Below are 17494 nucleotides of genomic sequence, written 5' to 3'. Positions count from 1 at the left end.
AATCTACAAATAATAATTCAGAAATAAATAGGTTTTCGCTCAAAATCTATATTCACATGACCAAATTCCTAATATTTTCGATTTGTAATATTCAAGTGTAAAGAAATTAACCTTCAACACTCACATTTTCAAGCATAATTTGACATGTTTTTCCCAAATCAAACTCACCTTTCCAACCCCAATCATTTTTTGCATCACTATCATCTATACTACCCGGCCAACTATCGGCGATTTTTTGACGGAAATCTGGTTGATATTCTATCTCAAAATCGGGATTTGTTTTGCGGATTTCATTATAAATTTGCTCAGGCGTGAATGAAATTCCACCCAAGTTATACGATGAACGAATCTTAATTGAGTCAATTGGCGACTCCATTAAATTGATTGTTGCATTGATAGCGTCTTCCATATACATCATCGGAAGTGGCGTATCTTTTGATAAAAAGCAATTGTATTTTTCGCCTCTTTTCGCTGAATAGAAAATATCAACGGCATAATCCGTCGTTCCACCACCAGGTAAAGAAGTATATGAAATCAAACCTGGGTATCTAATACTTCTCACGTCAACGTTATATTGTTTCGCATAATACTCACACCATCTTTCACCAGCCAATTTACTAATACCATAAACTGTACTTGGCTCCATGATCGTTAATTGTGGTGTATTTTCTTTTGGAGTAGTTGGTCCAAAAACAGCGATAGAACTTGGCCAGAAAATCTTTTTAATTACACCTTCTTTTGCTAAGTTTAAAACATTAAATAAACCATCCATATTTAACTTCCAAGCAAAACCTGGATTTTTCTCAGCTGTTGCAGATAAAAGGGCCGCCAATAAATAAACTTCTTCGATCTTGTGTTTATTGACCACTTCAGACAGTTTATCATTGTCTAAAATATCCAATTCTTCATAAGGCCCATTTGCTAATTTATCCTGCGTAGCCGGAGCTATGTCAGATGCAATCACTTGATCCTTACCAAACCTTTTTCTCAATCCTATAACCAATTCAGTTCCAATTTGTCCAGATGCTCCGACCACTAATATTTTTTTCATGCACAGTTTATTTAATTCAGGAATACTATATTCAATTGTTCTAGGTATAATACTAGAAACAGGTACAAAAATAAATTTATTTGATGAACTCCGAATATTTGACCTTGAAAAAATACTTATCTTTGTTAGAAGAGTATTTTTAAAGTATGGAAAGTATTTTCGAAGATTTATTGGGTTACTTAAAATTCTTGATCAAAAGGGATCCAGAATGAGGTACTTGTCTGCAATTTATTATTCAATACTCACGTAAAATAAAAAAATATGCCCTTTTATCATAAACTTGGGAAAATCCCACACAAGAGACACACTGTTTTCCTTCAAGAAAATGGAAAAATACATCACGAACAACTTTTTGGTACAATCGGTTTTGATGGCATGTCTTCTTTACTGTATCATTTACAACCTCCAACAATTGTAAAGGAAATAGGTAATAGAATTGACTTAAATCCTGAGATTGCTTTTGAGAAGGACATGCAAATGCGCAGCTTAAAAGGCTTTGATGTTCCACCTAAAGACGATTTCATTGAAAGTCGTGTACCTGTGTTGATTAATAGCGATTGTCATATTGTATTAGCATCACCTAAGAAGTCATTACGCGATTATTTCTATAAGAACGCTGATGCCGACGAGGTGATTTTTATTCATGAAGGAACGGGTACTTTACGCACTCAATTAGGAAATATTCCTTTTTCTTATGGCGATTATTTAGTTGTTCCTAGAGGAATGATTTATCAGATTGATTTTGATTCAGAAGCAAATAGATTGTTAATTATCGAATCTTTTCATCCGATATATACACCTAAGCGATACAGAAATCATTTTGGTCAACTATTAGAACATTCACCATTTTGCGAGCGTGATTTTAGAGGACCAGAAGTTTTGGAAACGTTTGATGAAGAAGGTGAATTTTTAGTAAAAATAAAAAAAGAAGGAATTCTTTACGATTATACCTACCAACACCACCCATTTAATGTGGCTGGATGGGATGGTTATAATTTCCCTTATGCTTTTTCAATTCACGATTTTGAACCAATAACAGGCAGGGTACATTTACCACCTCCAATTCATCAAACTTTTGAAACAAGCGCATTCGTAATCTGCTCATTTGTGCCAAGATTATACGATTATCACCCAGAGGCAATTCCTTCCCCATACAATCATAGTAATATAGATTCGGATGAAGTATTGTATTATGTTGATGGTGATTTTATGAGCCGAAACAATATTGAACGAGGGCAAATAACCTTACACCCAGGCGGCATCCCACACGGACCACACCCTGGAGCATACGAAAGAAGTATTGGCAAGAAAGAAACATTAGAGCTCGCTGTAATGATCGACACTTTCAAACCATTAAAATTAACAAAACAAGCACTTGGATTAGAATTCAAGGACTATTACAAATCATGGTTACATTAAACCATTTAAAAATATTAATATGAGTGATAAAGATTTAAAATCTGTTGAATACGGATTAGAAAAAATATTTGAAGACGCACAAGATTTTTTACCATTATTGGGAACTGATTATGTTGAATTTTATGTAGGAAATGCAAAACAAGCTGCACATTTCTATAAAACAGCATTCGGATTTCAATCTTATGCCTATAAAGGTTTAGAAACAGGAAGTAGAGAATATGCTTCTTATGTTTTAAAACAAGATAAAATTAGAATCGTTTTAACAACACCCTTAAATTCTAAATCTCCAATCAACGATCATATCGTGAAACATGGTGATGGTGTGAAGATCACAGCTCTTTGGGTTGAGGACGCTAAAAAATCATGGGAAGAAACAACTAAACGTGGGGCTAAATCTTTTATGGAACCTACGGTTGAAAAAGATGAGCATGGTGAAGTTGTAAGAGCGGGAATCTATACTTATGGTGAAACTGTGCATATGTTTGTTGAGCGCAAAAACTATAATGGACCCTTTTTACCAGGATATGTTGAATGGAAATCTGAATACAATCCAGAACCAACCGGCTTAAAATTTATTGACCATATGGTTGGAAATGTTGGATGGAATGAAATGAATACTTGGGTGAAATGGTATGAGGATGTAATGGGATTCGTTAACTTTTTATCTTTTGATGACAAACAAATTACAACAGAATACTCAGCATTGATGAGTAAAGTAATGAGTAATGGAAATGGTAGAATTAAGTTTCCAATTAACGAACCTGCTGAAGGAAAAAAGAAATCTCAAATTGAAGAATACTTAGATTTCTACGAAAGCCCTGGTGTGCAACACATTGCCATGGCAACAGATGATATCATTACTACTGTTGCTAAAATGAAAGCTAGAGGAATTGAATTCTTGTCTACACCTCCTGAAGAGTATTATAATGCTGTTCCTGGTAGACTTGAAGAACATAGCCATGAATTAAAAGAAGATATCGAGAAATTAAAAGGCCTTGGTATTATGATTGATGCGGATGAAGAGGGATATTTACTCCAAATTTTCACGAAGCCAGTTGAAGATCGTCCAACATTATTCTTTGAAATCATTCAACGAATGGGAGCAAGAGGATTTGGAGCTGGTAACTTTAAAGCATTATTCGAATCAATAGAAAGAGAGCAAGAAAAGAGAGGAACGCTTTAGTTCTCTTTAAAATACAAAACAAAAAAATCCCGTCTCGGCTAAGCCAAGACGGGATTTTTTATTTAATACTATATACTATTGAGGTTCTGTAGCCTTAATAGTTGCAGAAAATTGAATTGATGCATTGTGCCATTCAGCTTCTGGTTTTTCAGCTTTTTCAGTAACAAAGAAAGGCATTTCTAAAGCACCAAAATCAGCTTTAAATTCACCAACATTAACAGTTAACGCACCTTCAGTAACAATAACTTCAGCAGGAGCTTCAACAGCCAAATCTTTACCTAAAACATTTACTGATCCGTAAATCATTCCATTTTCATGTCTATCAAATGTGAAAGATGAAGTTGGGTATGTTTCCAATGCAAAGAAATCAGGAGAACCTAAATGTCCAACTAATTTTTCACTTTCTTCTGAGATTGAATTCATGTCAATTACTAACGTAGCTGCAGTAATAACCGCTTCTTCTCCTGTAATTGTAACTTCAGCAGTACCATTTAATGCACTTACTGTTCCTTGGTGATCAACTTCTCCTTCAGAAAAATTTGCCCATGTAATAACTGTTGCAGCAGTATCAACGTTAAACGTTTTTACAATTGACTCAACAACAACTTCAACTTCTGTTGAATCTACTGCTACTTCAGAACCTTCGCTAGCTCCACCACATGATGCGAATAAAAGTGCTACTGCACCTAAACCTAATACTATTGACTTTTTCATTGTTTTTCTCCTTTTATTTGTTAAAACATGCAAATGTAAATATTTCCTAAAAACTATCACTTCAATTCCTAAAATTTAATGAATTAAAAATTATTATACCTACTTTTAGCGATTGAATGGCAAAGACCAAAACAAATACTAAAAAAGGACTCCGAACGGCTTATATTGCTACGATAATTGGCATCGTAATGGTGCTTTTTATAATCGGTATCATTGCATGGTTATTATTAGGCCTGAACAACATTAAAAACTCAAAAATAGAGAGCTTTGAAATTGATCTATTTTTTGACAATGATGTTAATACGCTTGAATTGGGTTTAATTGAGGAAGAATTACAACATCAAACGTATGTTCACAGTGCTTTTTATCGTTCTTCGGATGAAGCTTGGGATATAATAAAGGATGATATCGGTGGCGACTCAGCACTTTCAGTTTTAGAGAATGAAAATCCATTGAATCAATCAGTCATTATTACTTTAGAGAGAAATTACTTTAACCTCGATAGTATGCGTATTATTGAGCAAGAATTAAAAACGGCTTATGGTGAGCGTTTAATAGAGGTGTCTTACCAAGACGAACTATTTGCCGACTATAACACAGGCATTCAAAAGCTTGTTTATTTTGTGTTATTCTTAGCCGCTTTATTATTATTTATCGCCATCGCTATGATCAATAACACCATTCGTTTAGCCCTGTTTTCTAAAAGATTTTTAATTAAAACGATGCAGCTTGTTGGTGCAACACCACGTTTTATTCGTAGACCATTTTTTTGGAGCGCGGTTGGACAAGGAATTTTATCTGGCATTATAGCGGGAATAATGATACTTGGTTTGATCGCTGTTCTAGAAAGATACTATCCCGTCTTTTTAAATATGACGGATTTAAAACTCTATTTTATTGTGCTGATTGGTATTATTATATTTGGCATTTTAATCACGGTCACATCAACCTACTTTGCATTGCGCAAATATTTAAGGTTAAATTTAGATCGACTTTATTAAATTAATAACAAATTCAAAAATGAGTAATAAAGAAAAATTTGTATTCGGCACAGAGAATTATAAACTAATCATCGCTGGAGTTGTACTTTCGTTAGTTGGTTTCTTTTTAATGATTGGTGGTGGATCAGAAGATCCTAATGTATTCAATGAAGAAGCACTTTTCAGTCACCGACGAATTACATTGGCTCCTTTGTTGGTAATAGCAGGTTATGGTGTCGTTATTTTCGGCATTATGAAAAAAAGAAAAGCCAAATAAATTTAAATGAGCATTATAGAAGCGATCATTCTTGGAATAATTCAAGGATTGACAGAGTTTTTACCAGTCAGTAGTAGCGGTCATTTAGAATTAGCTAAATTCATAATGGGGGACGATTCTGTTCCGAAAGAAAGTATGCTAATGACAGTTGTCTTGCACTTTGCCACTGCTTTGAGTACCGTTGTTATATTCAGAAAAGATATTCTTGAAATTATAAAAGGTCTGTTCCAGTTTAAGTGGAACGACGAGTTTAAATTTTCATTAAAAATAGTCCTATCTATGATTCCAGCAGCAATTGTTGGCATCGTATTTAACGACCAAATCGAAGCCTTTTTTAGTGGGAATATTTTATTGGTTGGATGTATGCTTATTCTTACTGCATTCCTCCTATTATTTGCAGATCGCGCTAAAAACACCAATCAATCAGTAGGTTTTGGACATTCAATTATCATAGGTATATCACAGGCTATTGCAATTCTGCCTGGTATATCTAGATCAGGCGCTACTATTTCAACTTCGGTTTTACTTGGAATTGATAGGGAAAAAGCTGCTAGATTCTCCTTCCTTATGGTTGTGCCACTAATTTTTGGTAAAATGGCAAAAGATGTCATGAGTGATGAATTTGCCGCATCATCTGTAAGTTCAGCCGCTTTAATTATAGGCTTTATTTTCGCTTTCTTAGCTGGACTTGTCGCATGTAAATGGATGATTGCACTCGTAAAAAAAGCTAAATTAACTTATTTCGCAATATACTGTTCCGTTATAGGTGTTGCCGCTATTATATATTCATTGAACCAATAATTCATGAGCCTCGTTCCTACTCCCGAAGACTTTAAAGAAGGTCAATTAATTCTAGTAAATAAACCATTACATTGGACCTCGTTTGATGTGGTGAATAAATTGCGATACGAATTAAAACAACAATTAGGCATTAAGAAAATTAAAGTTGGTCATGCGGGAACGTTGGATCCTTTAGCTGATGGATTATTGATTATTTGCACAGGTAAAAAAACCAAAGAAATAAACGACTATATGGGTTTGCCGAAAACCTATTCAGGCACGATCACAATAGGCGCTACTACCCCTTCATTCGATTTAGAAACGGAGATTGACAAGGAATTTGATATCAGTCATATTTCTGAAGATGATATTCGCAAAACAGCTGCGAGTATGATCGGAGAGTTTGATCAGCAGCCACCCATTTTTTCAGCAAAAAAAGTCAATGGTAAAAAGGCATATGATTTAGCTCGCGCAGGAGAAGAAGTCATTCTAAAGACAAAAAGGGTAACAATCTCTCAGTTTGACATAACTGCAATAGACTTTCCCAATATTACATTCGAAATTACTTGTTCTTCTGGTACATATATTAGAAGTATAGCCAATGATTTTGGTGAATCATTGAACAATGGAGGATATTTATCATCCTTACGACGAGACAAAATTGGAGATTTTGATCTTAAAAATGCCAAATCTGTTGAAGAATGGATCGCGGTAATTAGAGATGGAAAAATTAGTTAAAAATTGATCCAAAATAATGCGATAATAATCAATCAAACCGTATCTTTGTAAAACATGCTAAATGTCAAGGAAATAAAGGCTAATGTAGCTGAAGAAATGAAAATTTTTGAGGTTAAATTCAAAGATGCGCTCAAATCTGATGTGGCCTTACTTGATAAGATCACCAATTATGTTGTAAAACGTAAAGGCAAGCAGATGCGACCAATGTTCGTTTTCTTAACTGCAAAAATGATCAACGGAAGTGTTGAGGAATCGAGTTATACAGCTGCTTCATTAATTGAACTATCTCATACAGCATCATTAGTGCACGATGATGTAGTAGATGATGCCAACGAACGTCGCGGTGTTTTCTCTGTAAACGCTTTATGGAAAAATAAAATTGCTGTATTGGTTGGTGATTATTTATTGGCACAAGGATTAAGACTTTCTGTTGATACACAACAATTTACTTTACTGAAAATAGTTTCCGACGCCGTAAAAGAAATGGCAGAGGGAGAATTATTACAGATTGAGAAAGCGAGAAGACTAGATATTACCGAGGAGATTTATTATGACATTATTCGTCAAAAAACAGCTTCATTAATTGCTTCTTGCTGTGCTGCAGGTGCTGCTTCTGTAACACAAGATGAAAAAACAGTTGCGGTGTTTAAAAAATTCGGTGAATTGGTTGGTATGGCATTCCAAATAAAGGATGATATTTTTGATTATGGAGATGGGGATAAAATTGGCAAACCAACCGGGAATGACATTCGCGAAAGGAAAATGACTTTACCTTTAATTTATGCACTCAATTTAGGGGATGTACAACTTAAAAGGACATTAATTAATATTGTTAAGAATCACAACGAGAATCCTAAAAAAATTAAAGAGGCAATAGATTTAGTAGTGAAAAGTGGCGGCGTAAAATATGCGCATACCAAAATGTTAGGAATTAAAGAAGAGGCTTTAAAACTTATTGAGGATTTCCCTGAAAATGATGCTAAAAAAGCGCTAATTGGACTCGTAGAATATACCGTAAATAGAGATAAATAAATCAATATGAAAACAATTTATATTTTTATTTTTTCAACTTTATGTTTAATCAGTTGTAATTCCAAGCAAAGCACAGTTGAAAAATCAGAGGAAACTACAATTCCTAATCAACAAACAACTTCAAAAGAAAATCCTGCATCTAGTGATCCAAATAAATATAAAGAGTATCACGATAATGGTACTTTAAGTATAGAAGGTCAGTTTGATGAAAACAAATTGAGACACGGACTTTGGACATCTTACTATGAAAATGGAATTAAATGGAGTGAAATGTATTATATCCATGGTAAAAAACACGGCCATTCATTAGCTTTCTATCCAAATGGAAAACCTCGCTATATCGGTGAATATCAAAATGATAAAAAAATCGGAGATTGGACTTTTTACAATGAAAAAGGTGAGAAAATAAACGAAAATAAGTAAACAAGCATTATTCCAATAAATAGGATCCTCATATTTTTATTTTTCTCAGACCACCTTTTGCCCTTCAGAAACGTCTATAATTAACTGGACTTTATCTTGTAACGGATAATAAAGGAAATACTTCAACAATATTAACCCTTTTCAGTATATTTAAATGTTGATTATTTTCAAACCAGTTGAAACCTCGAATTATTTTCGGGAATTATATGACAAGAAAATTGCTCACATACATTCTTTTACTTTCCAGCTTTTATAGCTTGGGACAGAATGAAATTTGGATGCGTCCCAACAAAGGGCAGTGGCATGAAAATATTGAATACAAAATTGACATTCCAGGTGGTAGAATGTACCTCGAAAAAAATGGTTTCACTTACTCTTTCGATAATGCCGGCGAAGTATATGACGAAGCACATGGACATAATCATCAAGCGCCTGCAGAAGGACATGCCGTTAAAGTTAATTTTTTCAACTCGAACGGAACGGTAGATTTTAATTCACTCAACCCTTCCCCATTCTATGAGAATTATTTCTTAGGAAATGATACTACTAAATGGGCTAGTAACATTCGAGCGTATACAGAGGTTGTCTACCAAAATCTATATGACAATATTAATTTGCGGATGTATGAGTCGAACAATACACTCAAATACGATTTAATTTTAAGTCCAGGTGCCAATCTTAGCCAATTTGTAGCCATTTATAATGGTCAAGAAAGCATTACACTTGAAGATGGTATGCTACAAGTAAATACGCCATTTGGTAACATTACAGAGTCAAAACCTATTGCTTATCAAATTATCGGTGGTATTCGACGTGAAGTGAATTGTGAATATCGATTAGTTGAAAATAGAATGTCCTTCGTAATGCCTGATGGATATGACGAATCAAGCATCTTATATATTGATCCAGAATTAACGTTCTCAACATTTACAGGCTCTACTTCTGACAATTGGGGAATGACAGCATGCCCAGATATAGATAAAAAATTAATTGCTGGAGGTGTTGTATTCGGTTCAGGTTATCCCACTTCTCCAGGTGCTTTTGAATTAGATTTTAATGGAGGAACAGTAGATGTAGGGATTACAAAATTCAATGAAGATGGTGGTGCAATTGTGTACTCGACCTATATTGGAGGGAACAGTAGTGAAACGCCTCACAGTATTATTGTCAATGAAGCTAATGAGCTCTATTTAATGGGCGCAACATCATCAAGTGATTTTCCCATTCGACCAGAAGGCTACCAAACAGTATATAGAGGAGGGCCGGCATTGGCAAGTGTTGATGGTATGGCTTTTAATAATGGATCGGATATTTACGTTTTAAAATTATCTGCTGATGGTACAACGCTAGAAGGCGGTACTTTTATTGGTGGTGATGGAAACGATGGCATTTCTGAAGCAGGTGTTGACGATGATGATTTAACCGTTGCCTATAATTACGGTGATTTATTGCGTGGTGAAATTATGTTAGATGCAGAATCTAATGCTTATATAACTTCTGTAACGCGTAGTTCAAACTTCCCAATTGTTGGAGGTTTTGATGCTACCTTAGGCGGCGCTCAAGATGCTGTAGTATTTAAAATGAATCCTGATTTAACAGAATTATTGTGGAGTACTTATTTAGGTGGTGACAATTTAGAAACCGGTAATTCGGTACAATTATCTTCAACTGGTGATATTTTTGTTGCTGGTGGAACGAGCAGTTTAAACTTTCCAAATACGACAGGTGGTATGAAATCTACATATAGTGGAGGAACAGTTGACGGCTATCTAATGAAATTTCCGGCACCTACTTATGCTGCCCCAAATGGAACATACTTAGGAACAAATGAATACGACCAAGCCTATATGGTTCAACTCGATCCTGATGATTATGTATATACTTATGGTAATACCAATGGCAATTACGAAATTGTTGGAAGTGCGTATATCAACGTGAACAGTGGTCAATTTATTCATAAACTGAGCAATGATTTATCAACAACACAATGGTCGACAGTTTTTGGTGCAAGCACAGGAAACTCTGAAATTTCACCAACTGCATTCCTTGTTTCTGACTGTTTTGAGATTTATATCGCCGGTTGGGGAGGTAGAATTAATAATGACTCTGGCCATCCATCATTCGGAAGTACAACTTCTGGTTTTCCAGTTACATTTGATGCATACCAGCCGACCACTAGCGGAAGTAATTTTTATCTAGCAGTATTTACAGCCAATATGGCGGCATTAAAATATGCAACATTTATGGGTAATACTGATTTCTTTAGAGATCATGTTGATGGTGGGACGAGTAGATTTGATAAGTCAGGTTCTATCTATCACGCCGTATGTGCGGCATGTGGTGGTGTTGATGCTGGCTTTCCAACTACACCAGGTGCTTTTTCACCTACCAATCCTGCTACGAACTGTAATATGGCTGTTTTTCAATTCGATTTAGCAAAAATTGAAGCTGTATTGAGTACTGGAACACCCGTTATTTGTATTCCTGATCCTGTAGATTTTGAAAACGCAAGTGAATATGGAGATACTTACGAATGGGATTTTGGTGATGGTGTAGGAACTTCTTCCGAGTTTGAACCATCTTATTATTATGAAGAACCAGGCGAATATATCGTTCGTTTAGTGGTGACAGATTCTGAAGGATGCTTCTTGCCAGACACTGCTTATATAACCGTAACTATCGCATTATTTGAAGGCTTGGCAGGATCACTTGAAGATACAATTTGTCCCGGAACTTCGGTAGAATTATTTGCTGTTGGCGGTACTACCTACTTATGGGGGCCTCCAGAGTTCTTTGAAAATCCAACTTTAGCCGAACCTGTGGTAACAATTACCGAAGAAACAACATTTATTGTAACAATTGAAAGTGTTTGTGGATTGTCTGAAGTGGAGGTTGTCGTAAGTGTATTTGATGTCGATGCTGGCGCTGGTCCAGATACTGCAATTTGCATAGGAAACGATGCCATGTTATTTGCATATGGCGGAGCTGAATACGAGTGGACCCCACCTGATGAACTCGATGATCCAACTATACCAAACCCTACACTTTCGCCTTTATTTACTTCTACTTACACTGTAATTATTATTACTGAAGATGAATGTGTTGTTGTCGATTCTGCAAAAGTGCTTGTAGACCTAGGCTTGCCATTTCCGAATATTACAGGACCAGAGAAACTTTGCCTTGGAGATACCACAAGAATTACAGCAAGTGGAGCAACAAGCTATCATTGGTCTCCAGCATACAATATAAGCGATATTGAAGTGTATAATCCGCGAGTATGGCCTAGCGTCGATACAAGTTATAAGGTTTCATTTAATAATGCCTGTGGTGTCGTTTATGACTCTATTTTTATAGATGTAGTTGAAATACTTGGATCAATATCACCTGATACAACAATTTGCCCAGGAGATACAATAAATTTATGGGCCAGCGGTGGAATAGCATATAGCTGGAAGCCACGCAGTTTTTTACTGACGCCTAACGTTTCTAATACACTAGCCTTTCCGAAGCATGATATTGAATATATCGTAGAAATAACTGACGAAAATGCATGCCATTTAGAAATGTCGACTTATGTGTATTTACACTCCCTACCTTCAATAAGTGTTTCACCAGAGGCATACAACATTATTGGTGACACTGTTCGCATTTGGGTTGAAGCTGAAGGTGATATCCTTTGGAGCCCTCCATATAATATTGACTGTATCATTTGTCCAGAAACTTTTGTTTATCCAGAAAAAGAAACGACCTATACCGCTACGGTCACTGATATTAACGGTTGTAAAATATCTGCACACGTACCCGTTAAATTCGATCCTTTAATTTTTGTGCCAAACGCTTTTTCTCCTGACGGAGATGATTTCAACAATGTCTTTAAAGCTATCGCACACAATGTAGTTGAATTTGAAATGATCATTTTTAATAGATGGGGAGAAGTGGTTCACCGATTAGAATCAATAGATGATTATTGGGATGGCAATTATAGAGGCAGCCTCGTGAAAGATGATGTCTATATTTGGCAAATCGTATATACCGACATTAATGGTATGAGCAACGAAATGAGAGGACATGTAACAGTGTTGAAATAATCAACTCTCAAGAAAACATCCACTTACAAAGATTCGCTATTGCTTAACTTATTTCTCAAACACATACTTTCACTCGCTACTGATAGTGACCTATTAACTGTAAATAAAGCTTTGAATTAATATAATTATACACTTATTGATATATTATTATTACAGAATTCCTTTTTAAGTGTTTAACCAGTCGAATCTAAAGCCCGCCAATACCTTTCCTTTACCGAATAGACACTTATTATGCCTAATAAGAGATCAAGACTAATTCTTGAGGACGAGCAAAATATTTGAGTTAATCTTAATATGATTAGCGCAACATTTTTGAATCATCAAAATTTTATTTTGAATTTTTTGGTTACCCGATTTGCTTTTTAATTTTATGTAACCTCTTCTTCCTTTTTTACTCCCGAACACTTTCGGGAAAGAAAAGGAAGTAGAGCCTCCGCTATAGCCTTCGCTAGAAGCTTCGGTCATCGAAGATAGCTTCAGCGCACGCGGAAAAAAGGCTCTGGCAAGGTCTACAAACAATAGCCCGCTTTTACTCACTAACTATTGTGACTGATCCTTAACAAGTAGCCATTTATCTAGAATTAGTAGAATTGCTAATACATATAAACTTAAATTTACTTAAATACTTGCTAATAGATTAAATCCGGAAATTGAAATAAAATGTTTTCCAAAACCCTATTTTATAAAATATTTAACATCCTCAAACTTGTTATTCAAAGTGTCAAATCGGATGAGAAAAATCGTTAGGCTTTTCTTTAACTTTAACAACGATATAAATTGGTTAATTCTATCATCAAATACAAAATATTCATACGATTAATATAAAGTCGCGATTGAGGATTTAAATTTATCAAAGCTAGATAATGAGATATTACATACCCCTATACAAAAATTATATAGTTCGTAACGACTGTGTTAATCAAAAGAATTTATAATGGAACCTAATCCACAAATCTCGGATCTATCTCCATTACCGTTCCGCAAGCCTTACACGTACGTAAATCTTCTGATTGGTAAAAAGCCTTGAAGCGCGGTTGAAAGTCCTTCTCAACGTTGTGTAATTCGAAATAGGTATCATGTAGCTTATTATTACAGTTATCGCAGAACCACATTAACCCATCTCTATGGCTAGTTCCTTTTCGTTTTCTTTCAATTACAAGTCCAACTGAATGTGCTGGTCTTACCGGATTATGCGGGGTGTTAGCAGGCAGAAGAAACATTTCACCTTCTTTTATTGTCACCTTTTCGGCCTTACCTTCATTCTGAATTGTTACAACAATATCACCTTCTAGCTGATAGAATAATTCTTCAGTTTCATTATAGTGATAATCCTTACGTGCATTTGGACCTCCTACTACCATAACAATATAATCACCAGATTCAGTATACAAATTTTTATTCGACACTGGCGGTTTCAATAAATCACGATTAGAGGTAATCCAATTCTTTAAATTAAAAGGTTTCGCTATAGACATAATTTGGCATTATTAAATGAGGAATAAAATTAACTAAAATAGCAGAATAGCTAACAAAAAAAAGGGGTGAATCTTTCGATCCACCCCTTCAACTTAGTTATAAATTTATTATTGCTTAACTACGCGAGTCTTTTGAACAGCGCTGTCAGAAGTTACTTTAATAAAGTAAACTCCACTTTCAACGTTAGACATATCGATAGTATAGTTACCAGTCAAGTTAGCAACTTGGTTAGATAATACTAATTTACCATTTACATCTAATAATTCAATTACAGCATCACCTTCAATGTTAAGGTTTTGAATAGTTACAACATCTAACACTGGGTTAGGGAAAACGATCATAGCATCAACACCATTCTCATCAACACCTAAACAGTTGTTTAAGATAATTGTTACGTAAGCTGTATCAGATGGACAATATGTGCTAGTTACGATATATCTAAATTCGTAAGCATCAACTGCCATATCAAGTGGTCTAAACAATCCACCTCTAGTTACAGCTACTAAAGTATCTTCACCTAAGTACTCCCAGATACCACCAGCATCAGACATTCCAACTAAGTGGTCAGAAAGAATGATATCATAAGTATTACAAGCAGTATAGAATCCGTCACCACCAGCAACTGGACGAGGTACAGTTGTAATAGTAGTACTAGTCATATCAGTAGCACAACCGTTATCAGCTACATAATAAGCTTCATACGTATAAGAACCATCAGGGAAAGTAACATCGCTATCAACTCTGTTGATTGGATCAACTCCACCGATATACCATCTTCCTTCTGCAGACTCACCTGCTACTGATTCAAACATGTCATACATTCCACCTGAACAAATTGTTGGATTTAATCCAAAACCTGCATATGCATCTTCAATTGAACTTAATTCGATTGAGAACATTACCTCAGGCTTAACAAATGAAACTGGATTAACCATTACATAATACTCAACTCCAGGAGTCAAACCACACAATGTAAATTCTGAACCATAAGGTCCAACTTCACCATCAGCATCAGGTGCTAAAGTGTTTGCAAATTCTAACTCAAAGTTATCAAGGATTAAACAATCACCTGTAGAATACATTGCAACTTCAGTTGGTCCGTTAGTAATACAAGCATCATCACTATAAGTAGATAATTTAGCTTGACCAGAACCTGGAGCGATAAATTTGAACCAAACAGTTCTATCAACACCATCACCAGAACACCAACCTTCGTTACCATAACAATCAGTAAGAGGAGGAGCTAAAGTAGTTTCACCAGGTAAAACAGTAGCATCAAAATTATGTCTTCTTAAAGCTGGACCATCTAATACAAGCGTTTCAGCATCACAAGGATTATCATTCGCTATATCAGTTCCAAATAAGTAAGGACCTGCCCACGCAGAAGTACCATCAGCACCACATTCAGACTGAACATAAACTTCGTAAGGAGTTGAATGCTCTAAACCTGTCATGTAGAAAGGATATTCATCAGTTCCTGATTCAGAACCAATAGATTCACCAGCACCAGGAGTGAAACAAGGCGCACCCCATTCGAAATTCCATTCGTCAGTTCCAGGAGCAAAGAAAGTAACGTTAGCTGCAGTATTCGTAATGTTAATTACATTCATTGCAATTGGAGTTACACAAATCTCTGGTTGTACCCAACAGATTGGTCCAGTCCATGAAGAAGACATCCACTCTTCGTGATCTTCACCATCTTCAGTACAGTTTCTTCTAACATAGTAACAATATCTTTGACCAGGGATCAAATCATCTAAATCCCAAGTTCCGAATGGTGGTGGAGTTTCATATTCACCTTCACCGCCTTCAAAATCAAATCCTTCAGGACCCCAAACTAATGTCCAATCAAATGGTGCATCGTCTGCAACCCATCCCAAACGTGCACGTGTTGGATCATCTAAAGCATCAGGATGAGGACCAGCATAAGCACCAGCTGGCTTATCACAAGTAACAGGTGTTGTAAAACACTCTAATCCAACCCAATTTGAAACTTCATCTTCAGCACAAACTGCTTGAACGTAGTAACAGAAAGTTCTACCTCCTGGTAATTCAGTCAAAGTAAAAGGATTTGAAGGTACACCAGTTACAGTTGTTCCCATTCCTAATGTAAATCCTGGACTACCATATTGAATATTCCACTCAGTTTCTTCTGGATCATTATTTGCAGTCCAACCTGTAGTCGCACTATTCTCTCCAACAGTAATTACTGATAAATCACTAGGATCTAAACAGTTTTTCTGTGTACAAAATTCTATTGGCCCTACCCATACTGAACGGAAAGTACCATCTTCTAATTCACAAATAGATCTTACATAAAAATCATAACATTCATCAGCCTCTAAACCAGTTAAATCATAAGATCTAGAATCGTGAAAAGGAATATAAGTTCCTGAACCTAATAAAAACCCTTCAGGACCCCATTCGATATCATATTGGCCTTCATCAGCACCACGACCCCAATTAAGTCTAGCATTTTCATTCGTAATACCTGTTACAAATGGAGATGTAGGCGTTGGACATTATGCCGGAGTACAGAAAGTAAATGGTCCACTTAAGAAACAACTTTCTAAACCTTCTTCGTTACATATCGCACGAACATAGTAATCATAACAAGTGTTTTCAGCTAAACCTTCTAAGGTCATAAAACCCCCATCATCATAATCACCATCTTCACCATCTAAGACACTACGTCCACCAACTTCTGGATCAAAACCAGTTAATCCATAAACAACCTCATAATCAAGTCCTGGTCCATACCAACCGATATCAGCTGTTTCGTAAGTCATTGAACCAACATCCAATGAGTTTGGTTGAGGACAAGCAGGGTTCTCAAATTCAATATCAAAACGATAATCACCATTGTCATTATCACAACTCCACTGCTCATCAATTTCAATAAATACAGTTTCACCAGCCTCTACAGCCACATCTGCAGATGTACATACAGTCCAAGCAGCTGTTGTTTCAAGACGCAAATCATCACAACCACCTGAATGTATTCTTCTAATATTACCATAAGTCCCATTAAATGGCAAAGCATAATCACGTAATCCACCGTCACCACAATGGTTTACTTGTAGATTACCATCACAGGGCGCTGTAAAAGCATACCACCCTGCATCACATACAGTACTGATATAATTTTCGCCCACAGTAATTGGAACTGCAGATCCACAATCTTCACCTCCATCGAGATAAACATCTTGGGCTGAAGCACCATTCACAAAAACCACACAAAAGAGCAGTTTTAGCATTAAGTCAATTTTCTTCATAACTAGTTTTTAAATTATTATTTAGATTTAATTGTGCTAATGTAATAAAACAAGTTGA

At 35.7% G+C, this 17494-nt stretch carries 14 protein-coding genes; 9 read left to right on the top strand and 5 right to left on the bottom strand.

The features are described 5' to 3' along the window. Positions 1-106: 106 nt before the first annotated feature. Positions 107-1051, bottom strand: coding sequence for an NAD-dependent epimerase/dehydratase family protein (locus tag T367_RS0120505; protein WP_027421501.1), 945 nt, complete (start codon positions 1049-1051; stop codon positions 107-109). Positions 1052-1312: 261 nt separating this feature from the next. On the opposite strand from T367_RS0120505, the gene T367_RS0120495 reads away from it, so the two are divergent. Both T367_RS0120495 and hppD read left to right on the top strand, forming a co-directional pair. Further along, positions 1313-2470, top strand: a complete 1158-nt coding sequence (locus T367_RS0120495; protein WP_027421499.1) for a homogentisate 1,2-dioxygenase — start codon at positions 1313-1315, stop codon at positions 2468-2470. A 19-nt stretch (positions 2471-2489) separates the two neighbouring features. After that, on the top strand, positions 2490-3653 hold the full coding sequence (gene hppD / locus T367_RS0120490; RefSeq protein WP_027421498.1) for a 4-hydroxyphenylpyruvate dioxygenase: 1164 nt from the start codon (positions 2490-2492) through the stop codon (positions 3651-3653). A 75-nt stretch (positions 3654-3728) separates the two neighbouring features. On the opposite strand, the gene T367_RS24400 is transcribed toward hppD, so the two are convergent. Beyond that, on the bottom strand, positions 3729-4367 hold the full coding sequence (locus tag T367_RS24400) for a YceI family protein (RefSeq protein WP_027421497.1): 639 nt from the start codon (positions 4365-4367) through the stop codon (positions 3729-3731). A gap of 116 nt (positions 4368-4483) precedes the next feature. On the opposite strand from T367_RS24400, the gene T367_RS0120480 reads away from it, so the two are divergent. The 7 genes from T367_RS0120480 (at position 4484) to T367_RS0120450 (ending at position 12685) form a co-directional block, all read left to right on the top strand. Then, positions 4484-5368, top strand: coding sequence for a cell division protein FtsX (locus tag T367_RS0120480; protein ID WP_027421496.1), 885 nt, complete (start codon positions 4484-4486; stop codon positions 5366-5368). 19 nt (positions 5369-5387) lie between these two features. Continuing rightward, complete coding sequence (locus tag T367_RS0120475; RefSeq protein ID WP_027421495.1) at positions 5388-5624, top strand: DUF3098 domain-containing protein; 237 nt, start codon at positions 5388-5390, stop codon at positions 5622-5624. A 6-nt stretch (positions 5625-5630) separates the two neighbouring features. Beyond that, the gene (locus tag T367_RS0120470) at positions 5631-6425 is read left to right on the top strand and encodes an undecaprenyl-diphosphate phosphatase (RefSeq protein ID WP_027421494.1); all 795 of its coding nucleotides are present in this window, start codon (positions 5631-5633) and stop codon (positions 6423-6425) included. A gap of 3 nt (positions 6426-6428) precedes the next feature. Next, positions 6429-7142 (top strand): tRNA pseudouridine(55) synthase TruB, encoded by a 714-nt coding sequence (truB, locus tag T367_RS0120465; RefSeq protein WP_027421493.1) that lies wholly within the window; start codon positions 6429-6431, stop codon positions 7140-7142. Positions 7143-7196: 54 nt separating this feature from the next. Continuing rightward, on the top strand, positions 7197-8174 hold the full coding sequence (locus T367_RS0120460) for a polyprenyl synthetase family protein (protein WP_027421492.1): 978 nt from the start codon (positions 7197-7199) through the stop codon (positions 8172-8174). 6 nt (positions 8175-8180) lie between these two features. Beyond that, on the top strand, positions 8181-8597 hold the full coding sequence (locus T367_RS0120455; protein ID WP_027421491.1) for a toxin-antitoxin system YwqK family antitoxin: 417 nt from the start codon (positions 8181-8183) through the stop codon (positions 8595-8597). Between the two features lie 278 nt (positions 8598-8875). Next, a complete protein-coding gene (locus T367_RS0120450) occupies positions 8876-12685 on the top strand; it encodes a DUF7948 domain-containing protein (protein ID WP_211252740.1) in 3810 nt (1269 codons plus the stop codon). A 941-nt stretch (positions 12686-13626) separates the two neighbouring features. On the opposite strand, the gene T367_RS0120440 is transcribed toward T367_RS0120450, so the two are convergent. From T367_RS0120440 to T367_RS0120430, 3 genes are all read right to left on the bottom strand, one after another. Continuing rightward, positions 13627-14160, bottom strand: a complete 534-nt coding sequence (locus tag T367_RS0120440) for a 3-hydroxyanthranilate 3,4-dioxygenase (RefSeq protein WP_027421488.1) — start codon at positions 14158-14160, stop codon at positions 13627-13629. A gap of 108 nt (positions 14161-14268) precedes the next feature. Further along, a complete protein-coding gene (locus tag T367_RS0120435; protein WP_027421487.1) occupies positions 14269-16263 on the bottom strand; it encodes a T9SS type A sorting domain-containing protein in 1995 nt (664 codons plus the stop codon). Positions 16264-16683: 420 nt separating this feature from the next. After that, complete coding sequence (locus tag T367_RS0120430) at positions 16684-17436, bottom strand: hypothetical protein (RefSeq protein ID WP_027421486.1); 753 nt, start codon at positions 17434-17436, stop codon at positions 16684-16686. Positions 17437-17494: the final 58 nt, after the last annotated feature.

This window comes from Crocinitomix catalasitica ATCC 23190 (assembly GCF_000621625.1).
GTDB classification, from domain to species: Bacteria; Bacteroidota; Bacteroidia; order Flavobacteriales_D; family Crocinitomicaceae; genus Crocinitomix; species Crocinitomix catalasitica.
Note: the sequence above shows the minus strand (reverse complement) of the source record. Positions and strands in the feature narration are given on the sequence as shown.